Annotated in this window: 16 protein-coding genes; 8 read left to right on the forward strand and 8 right to left on the reverse strand. The window is 70.7% G+C overall.

The features are described 5' to 3' along the window. Positions 1–28 precede the first annotated feature (28 nt). The 4 genes from ACIPQB_RS22245 to radA form a co-directional block, all read right to left on the reverse strand. Complete coding sequence (locus ACIPQB_RS22245) at positions 29–1003, reverse strand: bile acid:sodium symporter family protein (protein ID WP_446487429.1); 975 nt, start codon at positions 1001–1003, stop codon at positions 29–31. A gap of 141 nt (positions 1004–1144) precedes the next feature. Then, on the reverse strand, positions 1145–2647 hold the full coding sequence (gene purF, locus ACIPQB_RS22250) for an amidophosphoribosyltransferase (RefSeq protein ID WP_446487430.1): 1503 nt from the start codon (positions 2645–2647) through the stop codon (positions 1145–1147). After that, a complete protein-coding gene (locus ACIPQB_RS22255) occupies positions 2644–3282 on the reverse strand; it encodes a CvpA family protein (protein ID WP_446487431.1) in 639 nt (212 codons plus the stop codon). The genes purF and ACIPQB_RS22255 overlap by 4 nt, the downstream gene beginning before the upstream one ends. Then, entirely contained in the window at positions 3279–4661 is a 1383-nt protein-coding gene (radA, locus tag ACIPQB_RS22260; RefSeq protein ID WP_446487432.1) for a DNA repair protein RadA, read from the reverse strand. The genes ACIPQB_RS22255 and radA overlap by 4 nt, the downstream gene beginning before the upstream one ends. 159 nt (positions 4662–4820) lie before the next feature. Here radA and ACIPQB_RS22265 point away from each other — a divergent pair, with 159 nt between their 5' ends. Next, on the forward strand, positions 4821–6008 hold the full coding sequence (locus ACIPQB_RS22265; RefSeq protein WP_446487433.1) for a Yip1 family protein: 1188 nt from the start codon (positions 4821–4823) through the stop codon (positions 6006–6008). Positions 6009–6070: 62 nt separating this feature from the next. Here the strand turns inward: ACIPQB_RS22265 and ACIPQB_RS22270 are convergent, their stop codons facing one another. Further along, positions 6071–7069, reverse strand: a complete 999-nt coding sequence (locus tag ACIPQB_RS22270; protein WP_446487434.1) for a 4-hydroxyproline epimerase — start codon at positions 7067–7069, stop codon at positions 6071–6073. Positions 7070–7086: 17 nt separating this feature from the next. Further along, positions 7087–8004, reverse strand: coding sequence for a dihydrodipicolinate synthase family protein (locus ACIPQB_RS22275; RefSeq protein ID WP_446487435.1), 918 nt, complete (start codon positions 8002–8004; stop codon positions 7087–7089). Positions 8005–8093: 89 nt separating this feature from the next. Here ACIPQB_RS22275 and ACIPQB_RS22280 point away from each other — a divergent pair, with 89 nt between their 5' ends. Genes ACIPQB_RS22280 through ACIPQB_RS22290 form a run of 3 tightly spaced genes read left to right on the forward strand, consistent with a single transcriptional unit; the run spans position 8094 to position 12029 of the window. Further along, complete coding sequence (locus tag ACIPQB_RS22280; RefSeq protein WP_446487436.1) at positions 8094–9335, forward strand: NAD(P)/FAD-dependent oxidoreductase; 1242 nt, start codon at positions 8094–8096, stop codon at positions 9333–9335. Continuing rightward, entirely contained in the window at positions 9332–10540 is a 1209-nt protein-coding gene (locus ACIPQB_RS22285; protein ID WP_446487437.1) for a M24 family metallopeptidase, read from the forward strand. Before ACIPQB_RS22280 ends, ACIPQB_RS22285 begins: the two co-directional genes overlap by 4 nt. A 37-nt stretch (positions 10541–10577) precedes the next feature. Continuing rightward, entirely contained in the window at positions 10578–12029 is a 1452-nt protein-coding gene (locus tag ACIPQB_RS22290) for an amino acid permease (RefSeq protein ID WP_446487438.1), read from the forward strand. A gap of 7 nt (positions 12030–12036) precedes the next feature. On the opposite strand, the gene ACIPQB_RS22295 is transcribed toward ACIPQB_RS22290, so the two are convergent. Beyond that, positions 12037–12666 carry a TetR/AcrR family transcriptional regulator gene (locus tag ACIPQB_RS22295; RefSeq protein WP_446487439.1) on the reverse strand — a complete coding sequence of 210 codons (630 nt, stop codon included), beginning with the start codon at positions 12664–12666 and terminating at the stop codon, positions 12037–12039. 117 nt (positions 12667–12783) lie between these two features. On the opposite strand from ACIPQB_RS22295, the gene ACIPQB_RS22300 reads away from it, so the two are divergent. The 4 genes from ACIPQB_RS22300 to ACIPQB_RS22315 are packed head-to-tail and all read left to right on the forward strand — an operon-like array spanning position 12784 to position 16660. Beyond that, positions 12784–13812 (forward strand): phosphotransferase family protein, encoded by a 1029-nt coding sequence (locus ACIPQB_RS22300; RefSeq protein ID WP_446487440.1) that lies wholly within the window; start codon positions 12784–12786, stop codon positions 13810–13812. A gap of 12 nt (positions 13813–13824) precedes the next feature. Beyond that, positions 13825–15123 carry an acyl-CoA dehydrogenase family protein gene (locus ACIPQB_RS22305; RefSeq protein WP_446487441.1) on the forward strand — a complete coding sequence of 433 codons (1299 nt, stop codon included), beginning with the start codon at positions 13825–13827 and terminating at the stop codon, positions 15121–15123. After that, on the forward strand, positions 15120–15887 hold the full coding sequence (locus ACIPQB_RS22310; RefSeq protein WP_446487442.1) for an SDR family NAD(P)-dependent oxidoreductase: 768 nt from the start codon (positions 15120–15122) through the stop codon (positions 15885–15887). Before ACIPQB_RS22305 ends, ACIPQB_RS22310 begins: the two co-directional genes overlap by 4 nt. Further along, the gene (locus ACIPQB_RS22315; protein ID WP_446487443.1) at positions 15884–16660 is read left to right on the forward strand and encodes an SDR family NAD(P)-dependent oxidoreductase; all 777 of its coding nucleotides are present in this window, start codon (positions 15884–15886) and stop codon (positions 16658–16660) included. Before ACIPQB_RS22310 ends, ACIPQB_RS22315 begins: the two co-directional genes overlap by 4 nt. On the opposite strand, the gene ACIPQB_RS22320 is transcribed toward ACIPQB_RS22315, so the two are convergent. Next, positions 16636–17208: a MarR family winged helix-turn-helix transcriptional regulator gene (locus ACIPQB_RS22320; RefSeq protein ID WP_446487444.1), complete on the reverse strand. Its 573-nt coding sequence runs from the start codon at positions 17206–17208 to the stop codon at positions 16636–16638. The genes ACIPQB_RS22315 and ACIPQB_RS22320 overlap by 25 nt on opposite strands. Positions 17209–17304: the final 96 nt, after the last annotated feature.

Below are 17304 nucleotides of genomic sequence, written 5' to 3' on the forward strand. Positions count from 1 at the left end.
GTGACTATGCCGAGGGATGGAAACCCGTTCAGGCCTCGTCGGCCGGCCGCGCCCCGTAGCGCTGGGCCATCACCGAGCAGGCCATCAGCTGGATCTGGTGGAACAGCATCAGCGGCAGCACCAGCACGCCGGCCGTCGCGCCCGGGAACAGGATGCCGGCCATCGGCACGCCGCTGGCCAGGCTCTTCTTGGAGCCGCAGAACACGATGGCCACCTCGTCCGGCTTGGAGAAGCCCAGAGCCCGGGCGCCGAACATCGTCGCGGCCATCACCGCCGCCAGCAGCACGGCGCAGGCGACCAGCAGCAGGCCCAGTTCCGGGATCGAGACGATCTTCCAGATCCCGCCGACCACCGCGGCGCTGAAGGCCGAATAGACCACCAGCAGGATCGAGCCGCGGTCGACCCGGCCGACCAGGGCCTTGTGCTTCTCGATCCAGGGGCGGATCCAGGGGCGGACCAACTGGCCGACGATGAACGGCGCCAGCAGCTGGACGACGATGGAACGGATCGAGTCCCAGCCGCCGACGTTCCCGTGGGCCTGCATCAGCAGGCCGACCAGGACCGGGGTCAGGAAGATGCCCAGCAGGTTCGAGGCCGAGGCCGCGCAGACGGCGGCGGCGATATTGCCGCGGCCGATCGAGGTGAAGGCGATCGACGACTGCACGGTCGAGGGCAGGCAGCACAGGAACAGCATGCCGGTCGACAGGGTCGGCGACAGCAGGCCCGACTTGCTGATCACCAGCCCCAGCAGCGGGAACAGCACGAAGGTGAAGGCCAGGATGGTCAGGTGCAGCCGCCAGTGCGTCATCCCGGCCACCACGGCTTCGCGCGACAGCTTGGCGCCGTGCAGGAAGAACAGCAGGGCGATGGCGATCTTGACCACCCAGCCGAGCACGTTCGCCGCCTCGCCGCGCACCGGCAGGATCGAGGCGAGAACGACCATGCCGACCAGGGCCAGGATGTAGCCGTCGATCTTCAGCTTGGTCAGGAAGTCTTTGAGCATGGGATCACTGCGGCTGGCCGCCCCACCGTCCGCTCATCCCGGCGAAGGCCGGGACCCATGCTGAGTTTCGGGTCGAGCGACGGAGGTGGGTTTCGAGCGCGGCTTGGGTCCCGGCCTTCGTCGGGATGAGCGGAGTTTGGGTCAGGCGCTGACCAGCAGCGACAGCTGCTTTTCGGCCTGGTCGTTGCGGCCTTCGGCGATCTCGCGGTCGGTCAGGCGGGTGGGATAGTCGCCGGTGAAATAGTGGTCGGTGAACTGCGGCCGGGCTGGGTCGCGGGGGCCGGCTTCCAGCGCCTCGTAGAGGCCGTCGACCGACAGGAAGCCCAGGCTGTCGACTTCGAGGAAGCGGGCCATTTCCTCCAGCGACTTGTTGGCGGCCAGCAGCTGGTCGCGCTCGGGCATGTCGATGCCGTAGAAGTCGGGCCACTTGATCGGCGGGCTGGCCGAGCGCAGGTGGACCTCCTTGGCGCCGGCCTCGCGGACCATGCGGACGATCTTCAGCGAGGTGGTGCCGCGGACGATCGAGTCGTCGATCAGCACCACCCGCTTGCCGGCCAGCACGGCGCGGTTGGGGCTGTGCTTCATGCGCACGCCCAGCTCGCGCACGCCCTGGGTCGGCTGGATGAAGGTGCGGCCGACATAGTGGTTGCGGATGATGCCCAGGTCGAAGGGGATGCCGCTGGCCTGGGCGTAGCCGATCGCGGCCGGCACGCCGCTGTCAGGCACCGGCACCACGACGTCCGCCTCGACCCCGGTCTCCTGGGCCAGGCGCTGGCCCATGCGCTTGCGCACGTCATAGACCGAGCGGCCGTTCACCACGCTGTCGGGGCGGGCGAAATAGACATATTCGAACACGCAGGGGCGGGCGGGGACGTTGTTGAATGGCCGCAGCGACTTCACCCCGGTCTCGGAGATCACCACCATCTCGCCGTGCTCGACGTCGCGCACGAAGCGGGCGCCGATCATGTCGAGGGCGCAGGTTTCCGAGGCCAGGACCGGCTTGCCGTCCAGGTCGCCCAGCACCAGCGGGCGGATGCCCAGCGGGTCGCGCACGCCGATCATCTTCTTGTTGGTGATCGCCACCAGGGCGTAGCCGCCCTCGATCTGGGCGACGGCGTCGATGAAGCGGTCGACGATGCGGGCCTTCCGCGAGCGGGCGATCAGGTGGAGGATCACCTCGGAGTCCGAGGTCGACTGGAAGATCGCGCCCTCCTGCACCAGCCGCTCGCGCAGGGTCAGGAAGTTGGTCAGGTTGCCGTTGTGGGCCAGGGCGACGCCGCCGGTCTCGAGATCGGCGAACATCGGCTGGACGTTGCGGATGAAGCTGCCGCCAGCGGTGGAGTAGCGGGTGTGGCCGATCGCCATGCTGCCGGGCAGGCGCTCGACCAGGTCGTTGCCGGTGAAGGCGTCGCCGACATGGCCCATGTGGCGTTCGGTGTGGAAGCGCTGGCCGTCGAAGGCGGCGATGCCGCAGGCCTCCTGGCCGCGGTGCTGCAGGGCGTGCAGGCCCAGGGCGGCGATCGCCGAGGCGTCGCGGACGCCGAACACGCCGAACACCCCGCACTCCAGGCGCAGGGTGTCGTCCTCGGGATCACGCCAGGGCGCGGACGAGTAGCGGTCGGTCGATTGGCCGATGGACGTCATCGCGATTTCTCCACCAGGTCGTCGACGGAGCGACGCTGGTCCTGATCATAGCCTGCTTCGCCCCGCTTGTGGCCGGACGGTTTGTCGCTGGCGCCGTCATCCCTTGTGCCATCGTGGACGGCGTCCTCAATGGCGGGAGCCAGCTTGCCGGCGAGACCCGCGCCCTTGGGCGCGAACACCTTCAGCACCTTGGCGCTGGCGGTGGATAGGGGGTAGAGCGCCGATTTCGAGACCCAGGAGGGCACGCGGTCGGGCGGGGTGGCCATGTTGAACACCAGGTTGAACACCCCCAGCACGATCAGGCCGCGGATCAGGCCGAAGGCCAGGCCCATCAGGCGGTCCAGCGTGCCCAGGGCGCCGTCGGCGTGCAGCGAGCGGGTCAGGGCCGCGCCGGCCAGGCGCAGCAGCACGAAGGCGATGACGAAGGTGACCAGGATGGCGGCCGCGGTGGCCGCCCAGTCCGGGTCCATCAGGCTGCGGAACAGCGGCCCGGTCAGGCGCAGGCCCAGCAGGGCGATGATCGCCGCGCCGATGAACGACACGGCCGAGGTCAGCTCGCGCGAGGCCCCGCGGGCGAATCCGACCAGGCCCGAAACCAGCAGGATCAGGCCGGCGATGATGTCGAACGGCGTCACGTCAGCTGGCCCCAGATCTCGTCGCCGATCCGCCGCACGGCGTCGGCCAGCCGCGCGACGCCGGCCACGGGCAGGGCGCCGCCGCCCTCGGGCAGGCCCGACAGCGGTCCCAGGGCTCGACCAAAGCCGAGTTTCGCGGCCTCTTTCAAACGCGTCTCCATACGGCTCACCGGCCGCACTTCGCCAGACAGGCTCACCTCGCCGAACACCACGCAGTCCTGGGGCAGGGCGATGTCGAGGGCCGAGGAGGCCAGGGCCGCCGCCGCCGCCAGATCCGCAGCCGGCTCGGTGATCCTCAGGCCGCCAGCGACGTTCAGATAGACGTCCTTGTTGCCAAAACCAAGGCCGCATCGGCTCTCTAGCACAGCCAGGACCATGGCCAGGCGCCCGGAATCCCATCCGACCACCGCCCGCCGCGGCGTTCCGTACGCGGAAGGGGCGACCAGGGCCTGGAACTCCACCAGAACGGGCCGCGAACCTTCGATGCCGGCGAACACCGCCGCGCCCGCCGCCCGCTCTCCACCCTCGTTGAGGAACAGGGCCGAGGGGTTCTTGACCTCCCGCAGGCCCGCGTCGCCCATCTCGAACACCCCGATCTCGTCGGTGGCCCCGAAGCGGTTCTTGGCGCCGCGCAGGATGCGGAACGGATAGCCGCGCTCGCCCTCGAAGCTGAGCACCGCGTCGACCAGGTGCTCGACCACCCGCGGGCCGGCGATCTGGCCGTCCTTGGTGACATGGCCGACCAGCAGGATGGCCACGCCCTTCTTCTTGGCCAGGCGCACCAGCTCCTGGGCGCAGGCCCGCACCTGGGTGACGGTGCCGGGCCCGGCCTCGTGGGCGTCGCTCCACATGGTCTGGATCGAATCGATGACCACCAGGTCGAAGTTGTCGCGCTTGAGCCCGTCGAGGATGTCGCGCAGGCTGCTCTCGGCCGCCAGCTTCACCGGCGCCTGGGCGAAACCCATGCGCTCGGCGCGGCCGCGGATCTGGGCCACGGCCTCCTCGCCGGAGATGTAGGCGCAGTTGACGCCCTTCAGGCTGGCCTTGGCCACCACCTCCAGCAGCAGGGTCGACTTGCCCACGCCGGGGTCGCCGCCGATCAGGATCGCCGAGCCGGGGACCACGCCGCCGCCGCACACCCGGTCGAACTCGTCGACGCCGGTGATGATGCGGGGCGGGGCGGGGGTGTCGCTTTCCAGGCCGGTGAACTGCAGGCCGCGCGTGCGGCTGGCCTTGGTGACCGACAGGGCGCCGGGGGCGCGGGCCCCGACCTCCTCGACCAGGCTGTTCCAGCTCTGGCAGGCCGGGCACTGCCCCGACCACTTGGTCTGGACCGCGCCGCAGGACTGGCAGGCGAAGACGGCGCCGTCGCGGGCCATGGATGCTCCTGATTCGAAGATGACGGAAGACTACAGCCTGGCGGGCGCCTGCGCCAAAGCCGGACGCATCCGCCGGCGATTTCACGGAACCATGTTCTCAACTCACCCTCGGCGTGTGTAGATAGGGCAGGGAACTGCTCAGGATCCGTGGAGGACCGCATGACTGTCATCGAACCCGGGGCGGGAACGTCCGACCTCGTCGGCCGCGTCAAACGCCTGCTGCTCACGCCTTCGGCCGAATGGGACCGGATCGACGCCGAGCCGGCGACGATCAAGGGGCTCTATGTCGGCTATGTCTGCATTCTCGCCGCCATCCCGGCCGTGGCCAGCCTGATCGGCGGCCAGATGTTCGGCCACGGCGCCTTCGGCGTCTCGTTCAAGCCGGCCCTGATCCCGTCGATCGTCAGCGCTGTCGTGGTCTACGGCCTGACGCTGCTGTCGGTGTTCGTCCTGGCCCTGATCATCGACGCCCTGGCCCCCAGCTTCGACGGCCAGAAAAGCCAGATCCAGGCCTTCAAGGTGGCGGCCTATACCGGCACCGCCGGCTGGGTGGCCGGGGTGCTGCAGATCTTCCCGCCGCTCGGGGCGCTGGTCATCCTGGCGGTCCTGTACGGCCTCTACCTGCTCTATATCGGCCTGCCCAAGCTGATGAAGGCGCCCAAGGAGAAGGCGCTGGGCTACACCGTGGTGACCATCCTGTGCGCCATCGTGCTGTTCGTGGTGGTCGGCATGGTGGCCGGCGGCATCGCCGGCATGGCGGCGTTCGGGACCTACGGCCATGTCGCCGACGCCGGCAAGCTGTCGGGCTCGGTCAATGTCAACGGCGCCAAGGTCGACCTCGGCAAGGTCGAAGCGGCCTCCAAGCAGCTGGAAGCCGCCGCCGCGGCGGCCGAGGCCGGCAAGAGCGCCCCCGCCGTGCCGGCCGACACCCTCAAGGCCCTGCTGCCGGGCGACGTCGCCGGCTATCAGCGCACCTCGCTGGAAAGCAATTCGGGCGGGGCGGGCGGCATGTCGATGGCCACGGCCTCGGGCGACTACGCCAAGGGCGACGCCAGCTTCACCCTGTCGGTCACCGACATGGGCGGCATGGCGGGTCTGGCGGCCATGGCCGGCGCGGTTGACGCCCAGTCCTCGCACGAGACCGCTTCCGGCTACGAGAAGATGGGCAAGGTCGGCGGCCGGTTGACCAACGAGGAGTGGGACCGCGACGCCAAGTCCGGTCGCTACAGCGTGGTGGTCGGCAACCGCTTCACCGTCGAGGCGCACGGCAACGCCGGCAGCGTCGACGAGCTGAAGATGGCCGTGGCCGCGGTCGATCAGGGCCGGCTGGAGGGGCTGGCGCGGTAGCGCCTGATGCGGAGACGTGGCGCTGGAGCAGGCCGGGCGATTCCCGCATCGCCTGGCTTGCTCTAGATCACCTGGAAGCCGGCCCAGAACGGATCGGCCCGGTCGATCCAGAGGGTGTTGTGGCCCGTGGCGATCGCCGAGCCCTCGATCGAGGGAATGATCGCCGGCCGGCCGCCCAGCTCGACCTGGGCCTCGACGCGGCCGGTGAAGCGGCTGCCGATGATGCTTTCATGCACGAAGGCGTCGCCGACCTTCAGCCGGCCCTTGGCCGCCAGGTGGGCCAGGCGGGCCGAGGTGCCGGTGCCGCAGGGACTGCGGTCGATGGCGCGGTCGCCGTAGAACACCGCGTTGCGGCCGTCGGCGTCGGGGGCGCGGGGCGCGTCGGCCCAGAGCACATGACTGACGCCGCGAATGGTCGGGTCGAGCGGATGGACCGGCTCGACCTTGTCGCGGACCAGGGCCCGGATGATCGGGCTGAGCCGCAGGATCTCGGCCGCGCCCAGGGCGTCGATGCCCGCATAGGCGCCCTGGGGCTCGATGATGGCGTAGAAATTGCCGCCATAAGCCACGTCGATCATCAGCGGGCCCAGGCCCGGCGCGTCGATCCGGACGCCTTCCTCGGCCAGATAGGCCGGGACGTTGCGGATCTTCACGGCCGTGACCCGGTCGCCGGCCGTCCCGTAGGCGATGTCGATGACGCCGGCCGGGACCTCCAGGCGCAGCTTGCCCGGCTCGCGCGGGGTGATCAGGCCGTTCTCCAGGGCGAAGGTGACGATGCCGATCGTGCCGTGGCCGCACATCGGCAGGCAGCCGCTGGTCTCGATGAACAGAATCCCCGCGTCGCAGTCCGGCTGGGTGGGCGGATAGAGGAAGCCGCCCGACATCATGTCGTGGCCGCGCGGCTCGAACATCAGGCCGGTGCGGATCCAGTCGAAGCGGGCAAGGAAGTCCTGGCGCCGCGCGCTCATCGTCTCGCCGCGCAGCAGCGGCGCGCCGCCGGCCACCAGCCGCACCGGATTGCCGGCGGTGTGGCCGTCGATGCAGAAGAACGTGTGACGCATGGACTTCCTCCGGAGCTCTAGGCCGCAGCCGCCGAGCTCGGGAGCGGGCGGGTGGCGGCGGCTTCCTCGACCATGGCGACGACCTGGGCGCGGCGGACGCCGGCCAGGGGCAGGCGGGGCATGCGCACGCGCTCGGAGCCGCGGCCCATGATCTGCTCGGCCAGCTTGATCGACTGCACCAGGTCGTGTTCGGCGTCCAGGTGCAGCAGCGGCATGAACCAGCGATAGATGCGGCGCGCTTCCTCCAGGTCGCCGCGATCGATGGCGGCGACCAGGGCCACCGACTCCTGCGGGAAGGCGCTGGTCAGGCCCGACACCCAGCCCCGGGCGCCGAGCAGCAGGCCCTCGAGCGCGACATCGTCGAGGCCGGCCATCAGGACGAAACGTTCGCCAAAGGCCCGGGCCAGGTCGGTGAAGCGGCGGGTGTCGGGCGCGCTTTCCTTGACCGCCACGATGGTCGGCTCGTCGGCCAGGCGGGCCAGCACGTCCAGGGTGATGGTGGTGCGATAGGCCGGCGGGTTGTTATAGAGCATGATCGGCAGGGCGGAGGCCTGGGCGACAGTGCGGAAATGGGCTTCGAGCTCCGCCCCCGTCGGCACATAGACCATGGCGGGCAGGACCATCAGCGCGTCGGCGCCGATCGTCTCGGCGTCCCTGGCGAAGGCGGCGGCGCGCGGCGTGGTCAGTTCCGAGACTCCGACCACGATCGGGACACGGCCGGCCACGACCTCGACGGCGGCCTGCAGCACCTGGCGCTTTTCGTCTGGTTCGAGGGAATTGTTCTCGCCGCAGGTGCCCAGGACCACCAGGCCGTGCACGCCGTCGCGGACCAGGGCGTCGAGCACCTGCTGGCTGGCGTCGATGTCGATCGACAGGTCGGCGTTGAACTGGGTGGTGGCGGCCGGGAACACGCCCGACCAATTCATGGAACTCATGCGACTTGCACCTCTGGCTGCTTCGTCTACTGTATACGAAATGGCGACGCAGAGGTAAACCCCGGGTGGGACGGACGGCGGGAACATGGGTGATCGGCGGCGGCGTGGTCGGAAAAGCCTGCGCCCTGGCCCTGCGCCGGGCCGGCGAGACGGTGACGCTGCTCGACCGGCAAGGCCCGACGCCGCCCGCTTCCTACGGCAATGCCGGCCACATCGCCACCGAGCAGGTCGAGCCGCTGGCCTCGCCCGCCGCCCTGGCCTCGGCGTTCGGGCGGCTGTTCGCCCTGGGCGGCGCGCTGGATTTCCGCCTAGCGGATGTCGCCGTCTGGGCCCCCTGGGCGGCGCGGTTCATGACGGCGTCGACGCCGGAGGGCGCCGCCCGCGGCCGGCGCGCGTTGGGCGGTCTGCTCGCGGACGCCCTGCCGGCCTGGCGGCGCCTGGCGGGCTCCCTTGATCGCCCCGACCTGTTGATCGAGCGCGGACACCTCGTCGTCTGGGAGAGCCCCGACACCGCCCGCGCCGGCCTTGATGCCTGGCGCGCGGTCGACACCGGCACGGCCAGGCTGCACCCCCTGGCGGACCCACTGGCTCAGCAGCTGAAGTCGTCGATCGACGCGCCGATCGCCGGCGGCGTGCAGTTCGAGAACACCGGCCAGGTCCGCGATCCGGCCCTGGTGCTGAGCTTGCTGGACGAGGCCTTCGCCGCCGCGGGCGGCCAGCGGCGGATCGGCCGCGCCGCGAAGCTGCGAAGCATCGACGGCCGCGTCGAGGTCCTGCTCGACGACGGCGAGCGCCTGGCCCCGGAGCGGGTGCTGGTCGCCGGCGGCGTCGGGTCGGGCCCGCTGATGCGCGACCTGGGCCACGTCGCGCCGGTGATCGCCGAGCGCGGCTATCACCTGGAGGGCGGCGCCGGCCGCTGGGGCGACCTGCCGCCGGTGGTGTTCGAGGACCGCGCGCTGATCCTCACCCGGTTCGGCGACCGGCTGCGGGCGGCCAGCTTCGTCGAGTTCGGCCGCGAATCCTCGCCGCCCGACCCTCGCAAATGGGCGCGGCTGGGCCGTCACCTAGCCGAGCTGGGCGTGCGGCTGGACGGTCCGGTCGCCGAATGGATGGGGGCTCGGCCGACCTTGCCGGACTATCTCCCCGCCATCGGCGCCAGCCGGCTGGTCGGCAATCTGTATTACGCCTTCGGTCACCAGCATCTGGGCTTGACCGTGGCGGCGGTCACCGGCGAGCTGGTCGCGGCCCTGATGGGCGGAACAGCCCCGGCGGCGGACCTGACCCCCTTCGACCTGGACCGGTTTGATCGACAAAAGAGGACTGCGGCATGACCCTGGGCGTCGGCGGCTCGACCATGGACCAGCAACTGGCCGGCCTGTCGCCGCGGCCAGGGCGGCCGCCGCCCATAACCGTCGCCGAGTACGCGGCTCGGCTGGAACGGGCGCGGGTCCTGACCGCGGCCCTCGGCGCCGACGCCCTGCTGGTGGGGGCCGGGGCCAGCCTGCGCTATTTCACCGGCGTGCCGTGGGGCGCGACCGAACGGCTGGTGGCGCTGCTGCTGCCGCGCCGGGGGCGGCCGATCATGATCTGCCCGGCCTTCGAACTGGGTTCGCTGCAGGCCGACCTGAAGATCGAGGCCGATATCCGCCTCTGGCAGGAGCACGAAAGCCCGGCCGTCCTGGTCGGCCGGGCCCTGTCCGAACTCGGCGCCGACGTGCTGGCCCTCGACCCGGCCGCGCCGTTCTCGCTGTTCTGCGCCCTCGACCAGGCCGCGCCGTCCCTGCGGGCGCTGGACGCCACGCCGGTGATCGACGGCTGTCGCGGTCGCAAATCGCCGGCCGAGCTGGCCCTGATGCGCTACGCCAAGGCCGTCACCCTGGACGTCCACCGGCGCGCCGCGGCGGTGCTGGCGCCCGGGATCGCCGCCAGCGCGGTCAAGCGGTTCATCGACACCGCCCACCGCTCGGCCGGCGCAGACGGCGGCTCGACCTTCTGCGCCGTGCAGTTCGGCCGGGCCACCGCCTATCCGCACGGCCTGCCCGGCGATCAGGTGCTGGAGGAGGGCGAGCTGGTGCTGATCGACACCGGCTGTCAGATCGAGGGCTACAACGCCGACATCACCCGCACCTATGTGTTCGGCGAGCCGGGCGACGAGCATCGGCGGATCTGGGACATCGAGCACGAGGCCCAGGCCGCCGCCTTCGCCGCGGTCCGTCCGGGCCTGCCTTGCGAGGCGGTTGATGACGCCGCGCGCCAAGTGCTGCAGCGCTACGGCCTGGGTCCCGACTACGCCCTGCCAGGCCTGCCGCACCGCACCGGTCACGGCATCGGCCTGTCGATCCACGAAGGACCCTATCTGGTCCGCGGCGACAGCACGCCGCTGGCGCCGGGCATGTGCTTTTCCAACGAGCCGATGATCGTCATTCCCGACCGCTTCGGCGTGCGGCTGGAGGATCATTTCCACGTCACCGAGGACGGCGCGGCCTGGTTCACCGAGCCTTCGCCGTCGATCGACGCGCCGTTCGGTCGGTCGTGAGGCTTTCGGGGCAGTTTTTAATCTTGGGGACCGTCGCATGACCTTCTGGACCCGCCGCAAGGCGCTCGACGCGATCGTCGCGGTGGAGGCCGACCGCCGGCTGAAGCCGACCCTGTCCTGGCCGCACCTGCTGGCCTTGGGGATCGGGGCGATCATCGGCACGGGGATCTACACCCTGACCGGCATCGGGGCCGAGCGGGCGGGACCGGCGGTGATCCTGGCCTTCGCCGCCTGCGGCGTCCTCTGCGTGTTCGCCGCCCTGGCCTATGCCGAGGTGGCGACCCTGATCCCGGCCGCCGGCAGCGCCTACACCTACGCCTATGCCGTGCTCGGCGAGGGCCTGGCCTGGATCGTCGGCTGGAGCCTGGTGCTGGAATACGCGGTCACCTGCGCCGCTGTGGCGGTCGGCTGGTCGGGCTACATGGTCGGCCTGCTGCAGAGCGTCGGCGTCCATCTGCCGCCGCAGATCCTGGCGGGACCGCACGCCGGCGGGATCATCAACCTGCCGGCGGTGCTGATCACCGTCGCCGTCACCGCCCTGCTGGCCAAGGGCGCGCGAGAGAGCGCGACCCTGAATATCGGCCTGGTGGTGATCAAGATCGTCGCCCTGGCGGTGTTCGTCGGCCTGACCTTCACCGCCATCAAGGGGCACAACTTCACGCCGTTCATGCCCTACGGCTTCGCCGCCCACACCGAGGCCGGCCATCCGCGCGGGGTGATGGCCGCCGCGGCCATCGTGTTCTTCGCCTTCTTCGGCTTCGACGCCGTCTCGACCTCGGCCGAGGAGGTCAAGAACCCCAAGCGCGACCTGACCATCGGCATTATCGGCTCGATGGTGATCTGCACGGCGATCTACATGCTGGTCGCCGCCTGCGCGGTCGGGGCCTGGCCCTATGCCGAGTTCGCCCGGTCGAGCGAGCCGCTGGCCTTCATCCTGCGCGGCCTGGGCCACCCCGCCGCCGCCTTCGGCATCGCCGCCGCCGCCATCCTCGCCCTGCCCAGCGTCATCCTGGTGATGATGTTCGGCCAGACCCGGGTGTTCTTCGTGATGGCCCGTGACGGGTTGCTGCCGCGCGGCCTGGGCCGGCTGCACGCCCGGAGCGGCGCCCCGGTCATCCTGACCCTGATCACCGGGACGGTGGTGGCGCTGGTCGGCGGCTTCCTGCCCCTGGACCAGATCGCCGAGCTGTCCAACGCCGGCACCCTGCTGGCCTTCATCTGCGTGGCCGTGTGCCTGATGGTGCTGCGCGTGCGCCGGCCCGATCTGCCGCGGCTGTTCCGCTGCCCGGCGGTGTGGATCGTCGGCCCGCTGGCGGTGGTCGGCTGTCTCTATTTCATGATCAGCCTGCCGATGGGCACGCTGCTGCGCTTCCTGGCCTGGAACGCCATCGGCCTGTTGGTCTATCTGGCCTACAGCCGCCGCACGAGCCTGCTGGCCCACGGCGTCGAGGCGCCGCCCCTGCGCGAAGAAGCGGTGGCTTTGGAATAAGGCGCCGTCAAGCCGTCCCGGCGCGCAGGAAGGCCGCCAAGTCTTCGCTGAGGATGGCGACGCCGGCCTCGAGGTCGGCCTCCCAGTCGGCGAAGGCGGCGTGCAGGCAGAACTGCTCGATCTTGAACACCAGCAGGTGGGCGCCCATCCGCCGGCTCCGCCCCGCGGCGTCGGACGCGAAGCGAAAGGCGGCGTGACGGGCGCCGACATCGTCGAACAGGGCGTCGCGCTCGCGGGCGATCTCGGCCAGGAAGGCCGGGTCCGAGCCGATCACCAGGTTGAACAGCGACAAGGCTGCGCGGCGATCGCTGAAGACCTTCATGTAGCGGCGCACCCACCGCGCCAGGTCGGCCAGGGCCGGCCTCGGCCCCAGTTCGGCGAGCCGATGATAGAGCCGCCGATGGGCGCCCATGTCCTCGACCAGCAGGTCGCGGAGCAGGTCCCGCTTGCTGTCGTAGTGCAGATAGAAGGTCGCCCGCGCCACCCCGGACCGCAGCGCGATCTCGTCGATGGTCGCTTCCGTATAGGGGCGTTCCGAGAACAGGGCCCGCGCCCCCTGGCGAAGCCGCTCGCGCGTCAGGGCGCGCTGCGCCTGGCGGAGGGACGGTGTCTTCGGGGCGGGCGCGGAGGCGTTCAAGCGGCGATCCAGAAGAGGCGAGGCGCGGACATCGCTTACTCGATGGATGCTGGACTAGCATATATTCGATAGACTGTCAGTCTTGCTAAGCGGCGAAAGGGCGCTCACCCTCCGGCCATGACCTGCGACGAACAGATCCGGCTGGCCGCCTGGCTCGACATCCATGCTCCAGGCGTGGGTCAGGGACCGGTGCAGGCCCGGGTGCTCAGCGGCGGGGCCAGCAATCTGGTCATGGCGATCCGGCGCGACGGCCCGGAGGTGGTGCTGCGTCGGCCGCCCGAACGGCCGCGTCCCGACAGCGACAAGATCATCGCCCGCGAGGCGAGGGTCCTGGCGGCGCTGTCCGGCACGGACGTGCCCCATCCGCGCTTCATCGCCGCTTGTGACGATCCGTCGGTGATCGGCGCGCGCTTCTATCTGATGGCCCTGGTCGACGGCTGGCTCGGCTTTGGCGAACCGCCGCCCGCGCCGTTCGACCGGCCCGGAAAGAGCCGCCGAGACCTGGGCTTCGCCCTGGTCGACGGCATCGCCCGGCTGGCCAGGGTCGACTACCGGGCCGTGGGCCTGGAAGGGTTCGGCAAGCCCGAGGGGTTCCTGGAGCGGCAGGTCGAGCGCTGGCGCAGCCAGCTTGCCTCCTACGCCGAGACCGAAAACTACGCCGGGCGGGAACTGCCGGGCCTGGCCTATGCGGCCGACTGGCTGGCGGCCAACACGCCCGAGGCCTCGCCGGCCGGGATCATCCACGGCGACTACAGCTTCGCCAACTGCCTGTTCGAGCGCACGGCCCCGGCCCGGGTGGCGGCGATGATCGACTGGGAACTGGCCACGGTCGGCGATCCGCTGCTCGACCTGGGCTGGGTCTGCTACGGCTTCCGCGGGCGGAACGACCCCGACCCGGCCGGTTATTTCGACGCCGCCGACTTCCCCTACCGCGAGGAACTGGCGGATCACTATGCAGAGCGGACAGGGCGGTCGGTCGAGCACCTGACCTATTATATGGTGCTGGCCCAGTACAAGCTGGCGGTCATCATGGAGCGCCACTACGCGCGCTTCAAAAGCGGCCGCCAGGCCAACTCCGCCGATTCCGAGGCCTTCGTGCTGCGCCTGGCCGCCAAGGCCGGGGCGATGGCGCGCGGCCAAGCCTAGGGAGCACGACAGATGGTCGATTTCAGCATCGCGCCGGCCTTCGAGGAAAAGCTCGGCTGGGTCCGCCGCTTCGTCGCCGAGGAGGTCGAGGCGCTCGACCTGGTGTTCGACGAGATGAGCGCGCCCTATGACCGCAGCAACAAGGCGGCGCGGGCGGCCCTGGCGCCCCTCCAGGCCGAGGTCAAGCGGCGCGGCCTGTGGGCGGCGCACCTGCCGGCCCATGACGGCGGGGCCGGCATCGGCCAGGTCAACCTGCTCTATATCAACGAGATCCTCGGCCGCACAGACTGGGGTCCGGTGGTGTTCGGCTGCCAGGGACCCGACAGCGGCAATTCCGAGATCCTGGCCGCGTTCGGCACGTCTGAGCAGAAGGCGCGCTATCTGGAGCCGCTGGTGGCCGGCGAGGCCTATTCCTGCTTTTCGATGACCGAGCCGACCGGCGGGGCCGATCCCACCCGCCTGAAGACCCGCGCCGTGCAGGACGGCGACGACTGGGTGATCACCGGCGACAAATGGTACGCCAGCCACGCCCAATACGCCGACTTCATCATCGTGGCGGCGGTCACCGATCCCGACGCCGAGCCCCACCAGCGCAACACCCTGTTCATCGTCCCCAAGGCAACGCCGGGGCTGGAGATTGTGCGCGAGGTCGGCTTCTTCGGCGAGCCGGAGGGCGTCGGCGGCCATCCCTACATCCGCTTCGACGGGGTGCGCCTGGCCGACAGCGCCCGCCTGGGGGGGCGCGGCCAGGGCTTCGCCGTGGCCCAGGCGCGACTGGGCGGCGGCCGCATCCACCATGCCATGCGGGCGATCGGCCTCTGCCAGCGGATGATCGACATGATGACCGAGCGCGCCGTCAGCCGCGAGGTCGCCGGCGGCCGGCTGATCGACAAGCAGAGCGTGCAGAACGACCTGGCCTCCAGCGCCATCGCCCTGCGCCAATTCCGGCTGCAGGTGCTGCACGCGGCCTGGATGTTCGACGCCGGCCTGGGGCACGGCCGCGAGGGCCGACTGGCGGTGGCCATGGTCAAGGTCGCGACAGCCGACATCACCAAGGACATCGTCTGGAAGGCCATGCACCTGCACGGCGCGCTAGGGGCGTCCAACGAGATGGCGTTCGGCAAGTACCTGGGCCTGGCGGCGATGTTCGGCATCGCCGACGGGCCGACCGAGGTGCACTTGTCGTCCGTGGCCAAGGCCCTGACCCGCGGCGTCGAACCCCATCCCGGCTTCTTTCCCAGCGAGCACCTGCCGACCCGGCGGGCCGCCGCCCGCGCCAAGCTGGCGCCCTATCTGGAGGCGGCGGCGTGAACGGCCTGGACCTGACCGGCAAGGTCGCCCTGATCACCGGCGGCACCCGTGGCCTCGGCCGGGCCATGGCCCTCGGCTTCGCCCGGGCCGGGGCCGACGTCATCGTCTCCAGCCGCAAGGCCCCGGCCTGCGAGGCGATGGCGGCCGAGATCACGGCCCTGGGCCGCCGCGCCGCGGCCCTGCCGTGCAATGTCGGCCGCTGGGACGAGGTCGACGCCCTGGCCGAGGCGGCCTGGACGGCGTTCGGGCGCATCGACGTGCTGGTCAACAACGCCGGCATGTCGCCGGTCGCGCCGTCGAGCCTGGAGACCACTGAGGCGCTGTTCGACAAGGTGGTGGCGGTCAATTTCAAGGGCGCCTTCCGCCTGACGGCGCTGATCGGCGCGCGCATGGCCGAGGGGCGGGGCGGCAGCATCATCAACATCTCGTCGATCGGGGCGCTGAAGCCGGCGCCCTGGATCGCGCCCTATGCCGGCGCCAAGGCGGCGCTGAACGCCATGTCGATCGCTCTGGCCCAGGAGTTCGCCCCCAAGGTGCGGGTCAATGTCATCTCGCCGGGCGGCTTCCTGACCGACATCGCCGGCGAATGGGCCACCGAGGAGGAGGCGCGGCGCAGCACGGCGTTGAACCGCTGGGGCGATCCGGACGAGATCGTCGGCGCGGCGCTCTACCTCGCCTCCGACGCCTCGAGCTACACCACGGGCGCGAACCTTCGCGTCGACGGCGGCTCCTTCTGGGACCGCAAGCCGGGAGCGGAGCCATGAGCCTGGACGGCAAGGTCGCGATCATCACCGGAGCCGCCGGCGGCATCGGCCTGGCCATCGCCCGCCGCTACGCCCGCGACGGCGTCCGCGTGGTGATGACCGACCTGCAGGCGCAACTCGGCGAGCAGGAGGCCGAGGCCATCCAGGCGGACGGCGGCTGGGCCCGCTTCATCGCCTGCGACACCTCGGACGAGGCGGCGGTCGAAACCCTGGTCGCGACGGTAGAGACCGAGGTCGGCCCGATCGATCTGGCCGTCTGCTCGGCCGGGACCAGCAAGGGCGGCCAGCCGTTCTACGACACGCCGCTGGAGGATTTCACCAAGGTCCTGACGGTGAACCTGGTCGGTCCGTTCATCGTCGGCAAGGCCGTGGCGCGGCGGATGATCGCCAACGGCGTGCGGGGCTCGATCATCCACATCTCCTCGGTCGGGGCGGTGCTGGGGGTGGAGACCTCGCCGGCCTATTGCACCAGCAAGGGCGGGCTTTCGATGCTGACCAAGGTCATGGCCCTGGCCATGGCCAGGCACGGGGTGCGGGTCAACGCCATCGGGCCGGGGCCCACCTGGTCGCCGATGACCCAGGCGGCCCTGGACCAGCCGGCCATCGACATGATGCTGTCGCGTACGCCGATGGGCCGCTTCGCCGAGGCCGACGAGATCGCCGGGGTGGCGGCCTTTCTGGCCAGCGAGGATTCCGCCTACATCACTGGCCAGACCCTCTATGCCGACGGCGGCCGCCTGGCCCTGAACTATGTGGTCTCCAAGCCGGCCTGACCGTCGGGCGGGTCGGCGGGAACCGAGGCCAGCAACAGTTCCAGCAGGTCGGGCAGCACGGCCTCGAGCGCGGCCCGGCGCTGGGGATCGAGCCTGGCGATCGCCCAGTATTCAGGCGGGGCCTGGTTCTCGATGATGTCGGTCATCTTGCGATGGCCCTCGGCCGTCAGTTGGACGATGACGGCGCGGCGATCGCCGGGATTGGGCCGGCGGGCGACGTAGCCCAGCGCCTCCAGGCGCGCGATCGGCTTGGCCAGGCCGGGCAAGGTGACCCAGTGGGCGCCCTGGAGCTGACTGGGCGAGGCTTCGAACGGCGGCCCGAACCGCTTCAGCGCCGCCAGCACCGCGACCTCGGCGTGGCTGAGGCCATTGGCGGCGGCGACCCGGTCGATCGAGCGCTGCACCAGCTGGCCCAACTGCAGGAGCTGCCAGCGTACCGTCGCGGCGAAGGGATCCAGCTGCGGCCACACCTCCAGCCCGCCGATCAGCGCCTCGTGGCCGGGAACCTCTTCGACCGTGCGGGGGGAGGGCGGCGCGTCCGGGTTCATGTCTCTCCTTGCCGATGCTGCGGCGCCGCGATCGCAAACGCGATGAGCCGGTCCGGATCGGCGGATGCGGTTCGCCCGGTCCGGCCAAAGATACTA

The organism is Caulobacter sp. LARHSG274 (assembly GCF_052871235.1).

Excerpts from the sequence above, each read along its gene's own strand:
- ACIPQB_RS22245 (WP_446487429.1), bottom strand. The coding sequence starts at position 1,003 with ATGCTCAAAGACTTCCTGACCAAGCTGAAGATCGACGGCTACATCCTG.
- purF (WP_446487430.1), bottom strand. The coding sequence starts at position 2,647 with ATGACGTCCATCGGCCAATCGACCGACCGCTACTCGTCCGCGCCCTGG.
- radA (WP_446487432.1), bottom strand. The coding sequence starts at position 4,661 with ATGGCCCGCGACGGCGCCGTCTTCGCCTGCCAGTCCTGCGGCGCGGTC.
- ACIPQB_RS22265 (WP_446487433.1), top strand. The coding sequence starts at position 4,821 with ATGACTGTCATCGAACCCGGGGCGGGAACGTCCGACCTCGTCGGCCGC.
- ACIPQB_RS22270 (WP_446487434.1), bottom strand. The coding sequence starts at position 7,069 with ATGCGTCACACGTTCTTCTGCATCGACGGCCACACCGCCGGCAATCCG.
- ACIPQB_RS22275 (WP_446487435.1), bottom strand. The coding sequence starts at position 8,004 with ATGAGTTCCATGAATTGGTCGGGCGTGTTCCCGGCCGCCACCACCCAG.
- ACIPQB_RS22285 (WP_446487437.1), top strand. The coding sequence starts at position 9,332 with ATGACCCTGGGCGTCGGCGGCTCGACCATGGACCAGCAACTGGCCGGC.
- ACIPQB_RS22290 (WP_446487438.1), top strand. The coding sequence starts at position 10,578 with ATGACCTTCTGGACCCGCCGCAAGGCGCTCGACGCGATCGTCGCGGTG.
- ACIPQB_RS22300 (WP_446487440.1), top strand. The coding sequence starts at position 12,784 with ATGACCTGCGACGAACAGATCCGGCTGGCCGCCTGGCTCGACATCCAT.
- ACIPQB_RS22305 (WP_446487441.1), top strand. The coding sequence starts at position 13,825 with ATGGTCGATTTCAGCATCGCGCCGGCCTTCGAGGAAAAGCTCGGCTGG.
- ACIPQB_RS22315 (WP_446487443.1), top strand. The coding sequence starts at position 15,884 with ATGAGCCTGGACGGCAAGGTCGCGATCATCACCGGAGCCGCCGGCGGC.
- ACIPQB_RS22320 (WP_446487444.1), bottom strand. The coding sequence starts at position 17,208 with ATGAACCCGGACGCGCCGCCCTCCCCCCGCACGGTCGAAGAGGTTCCC.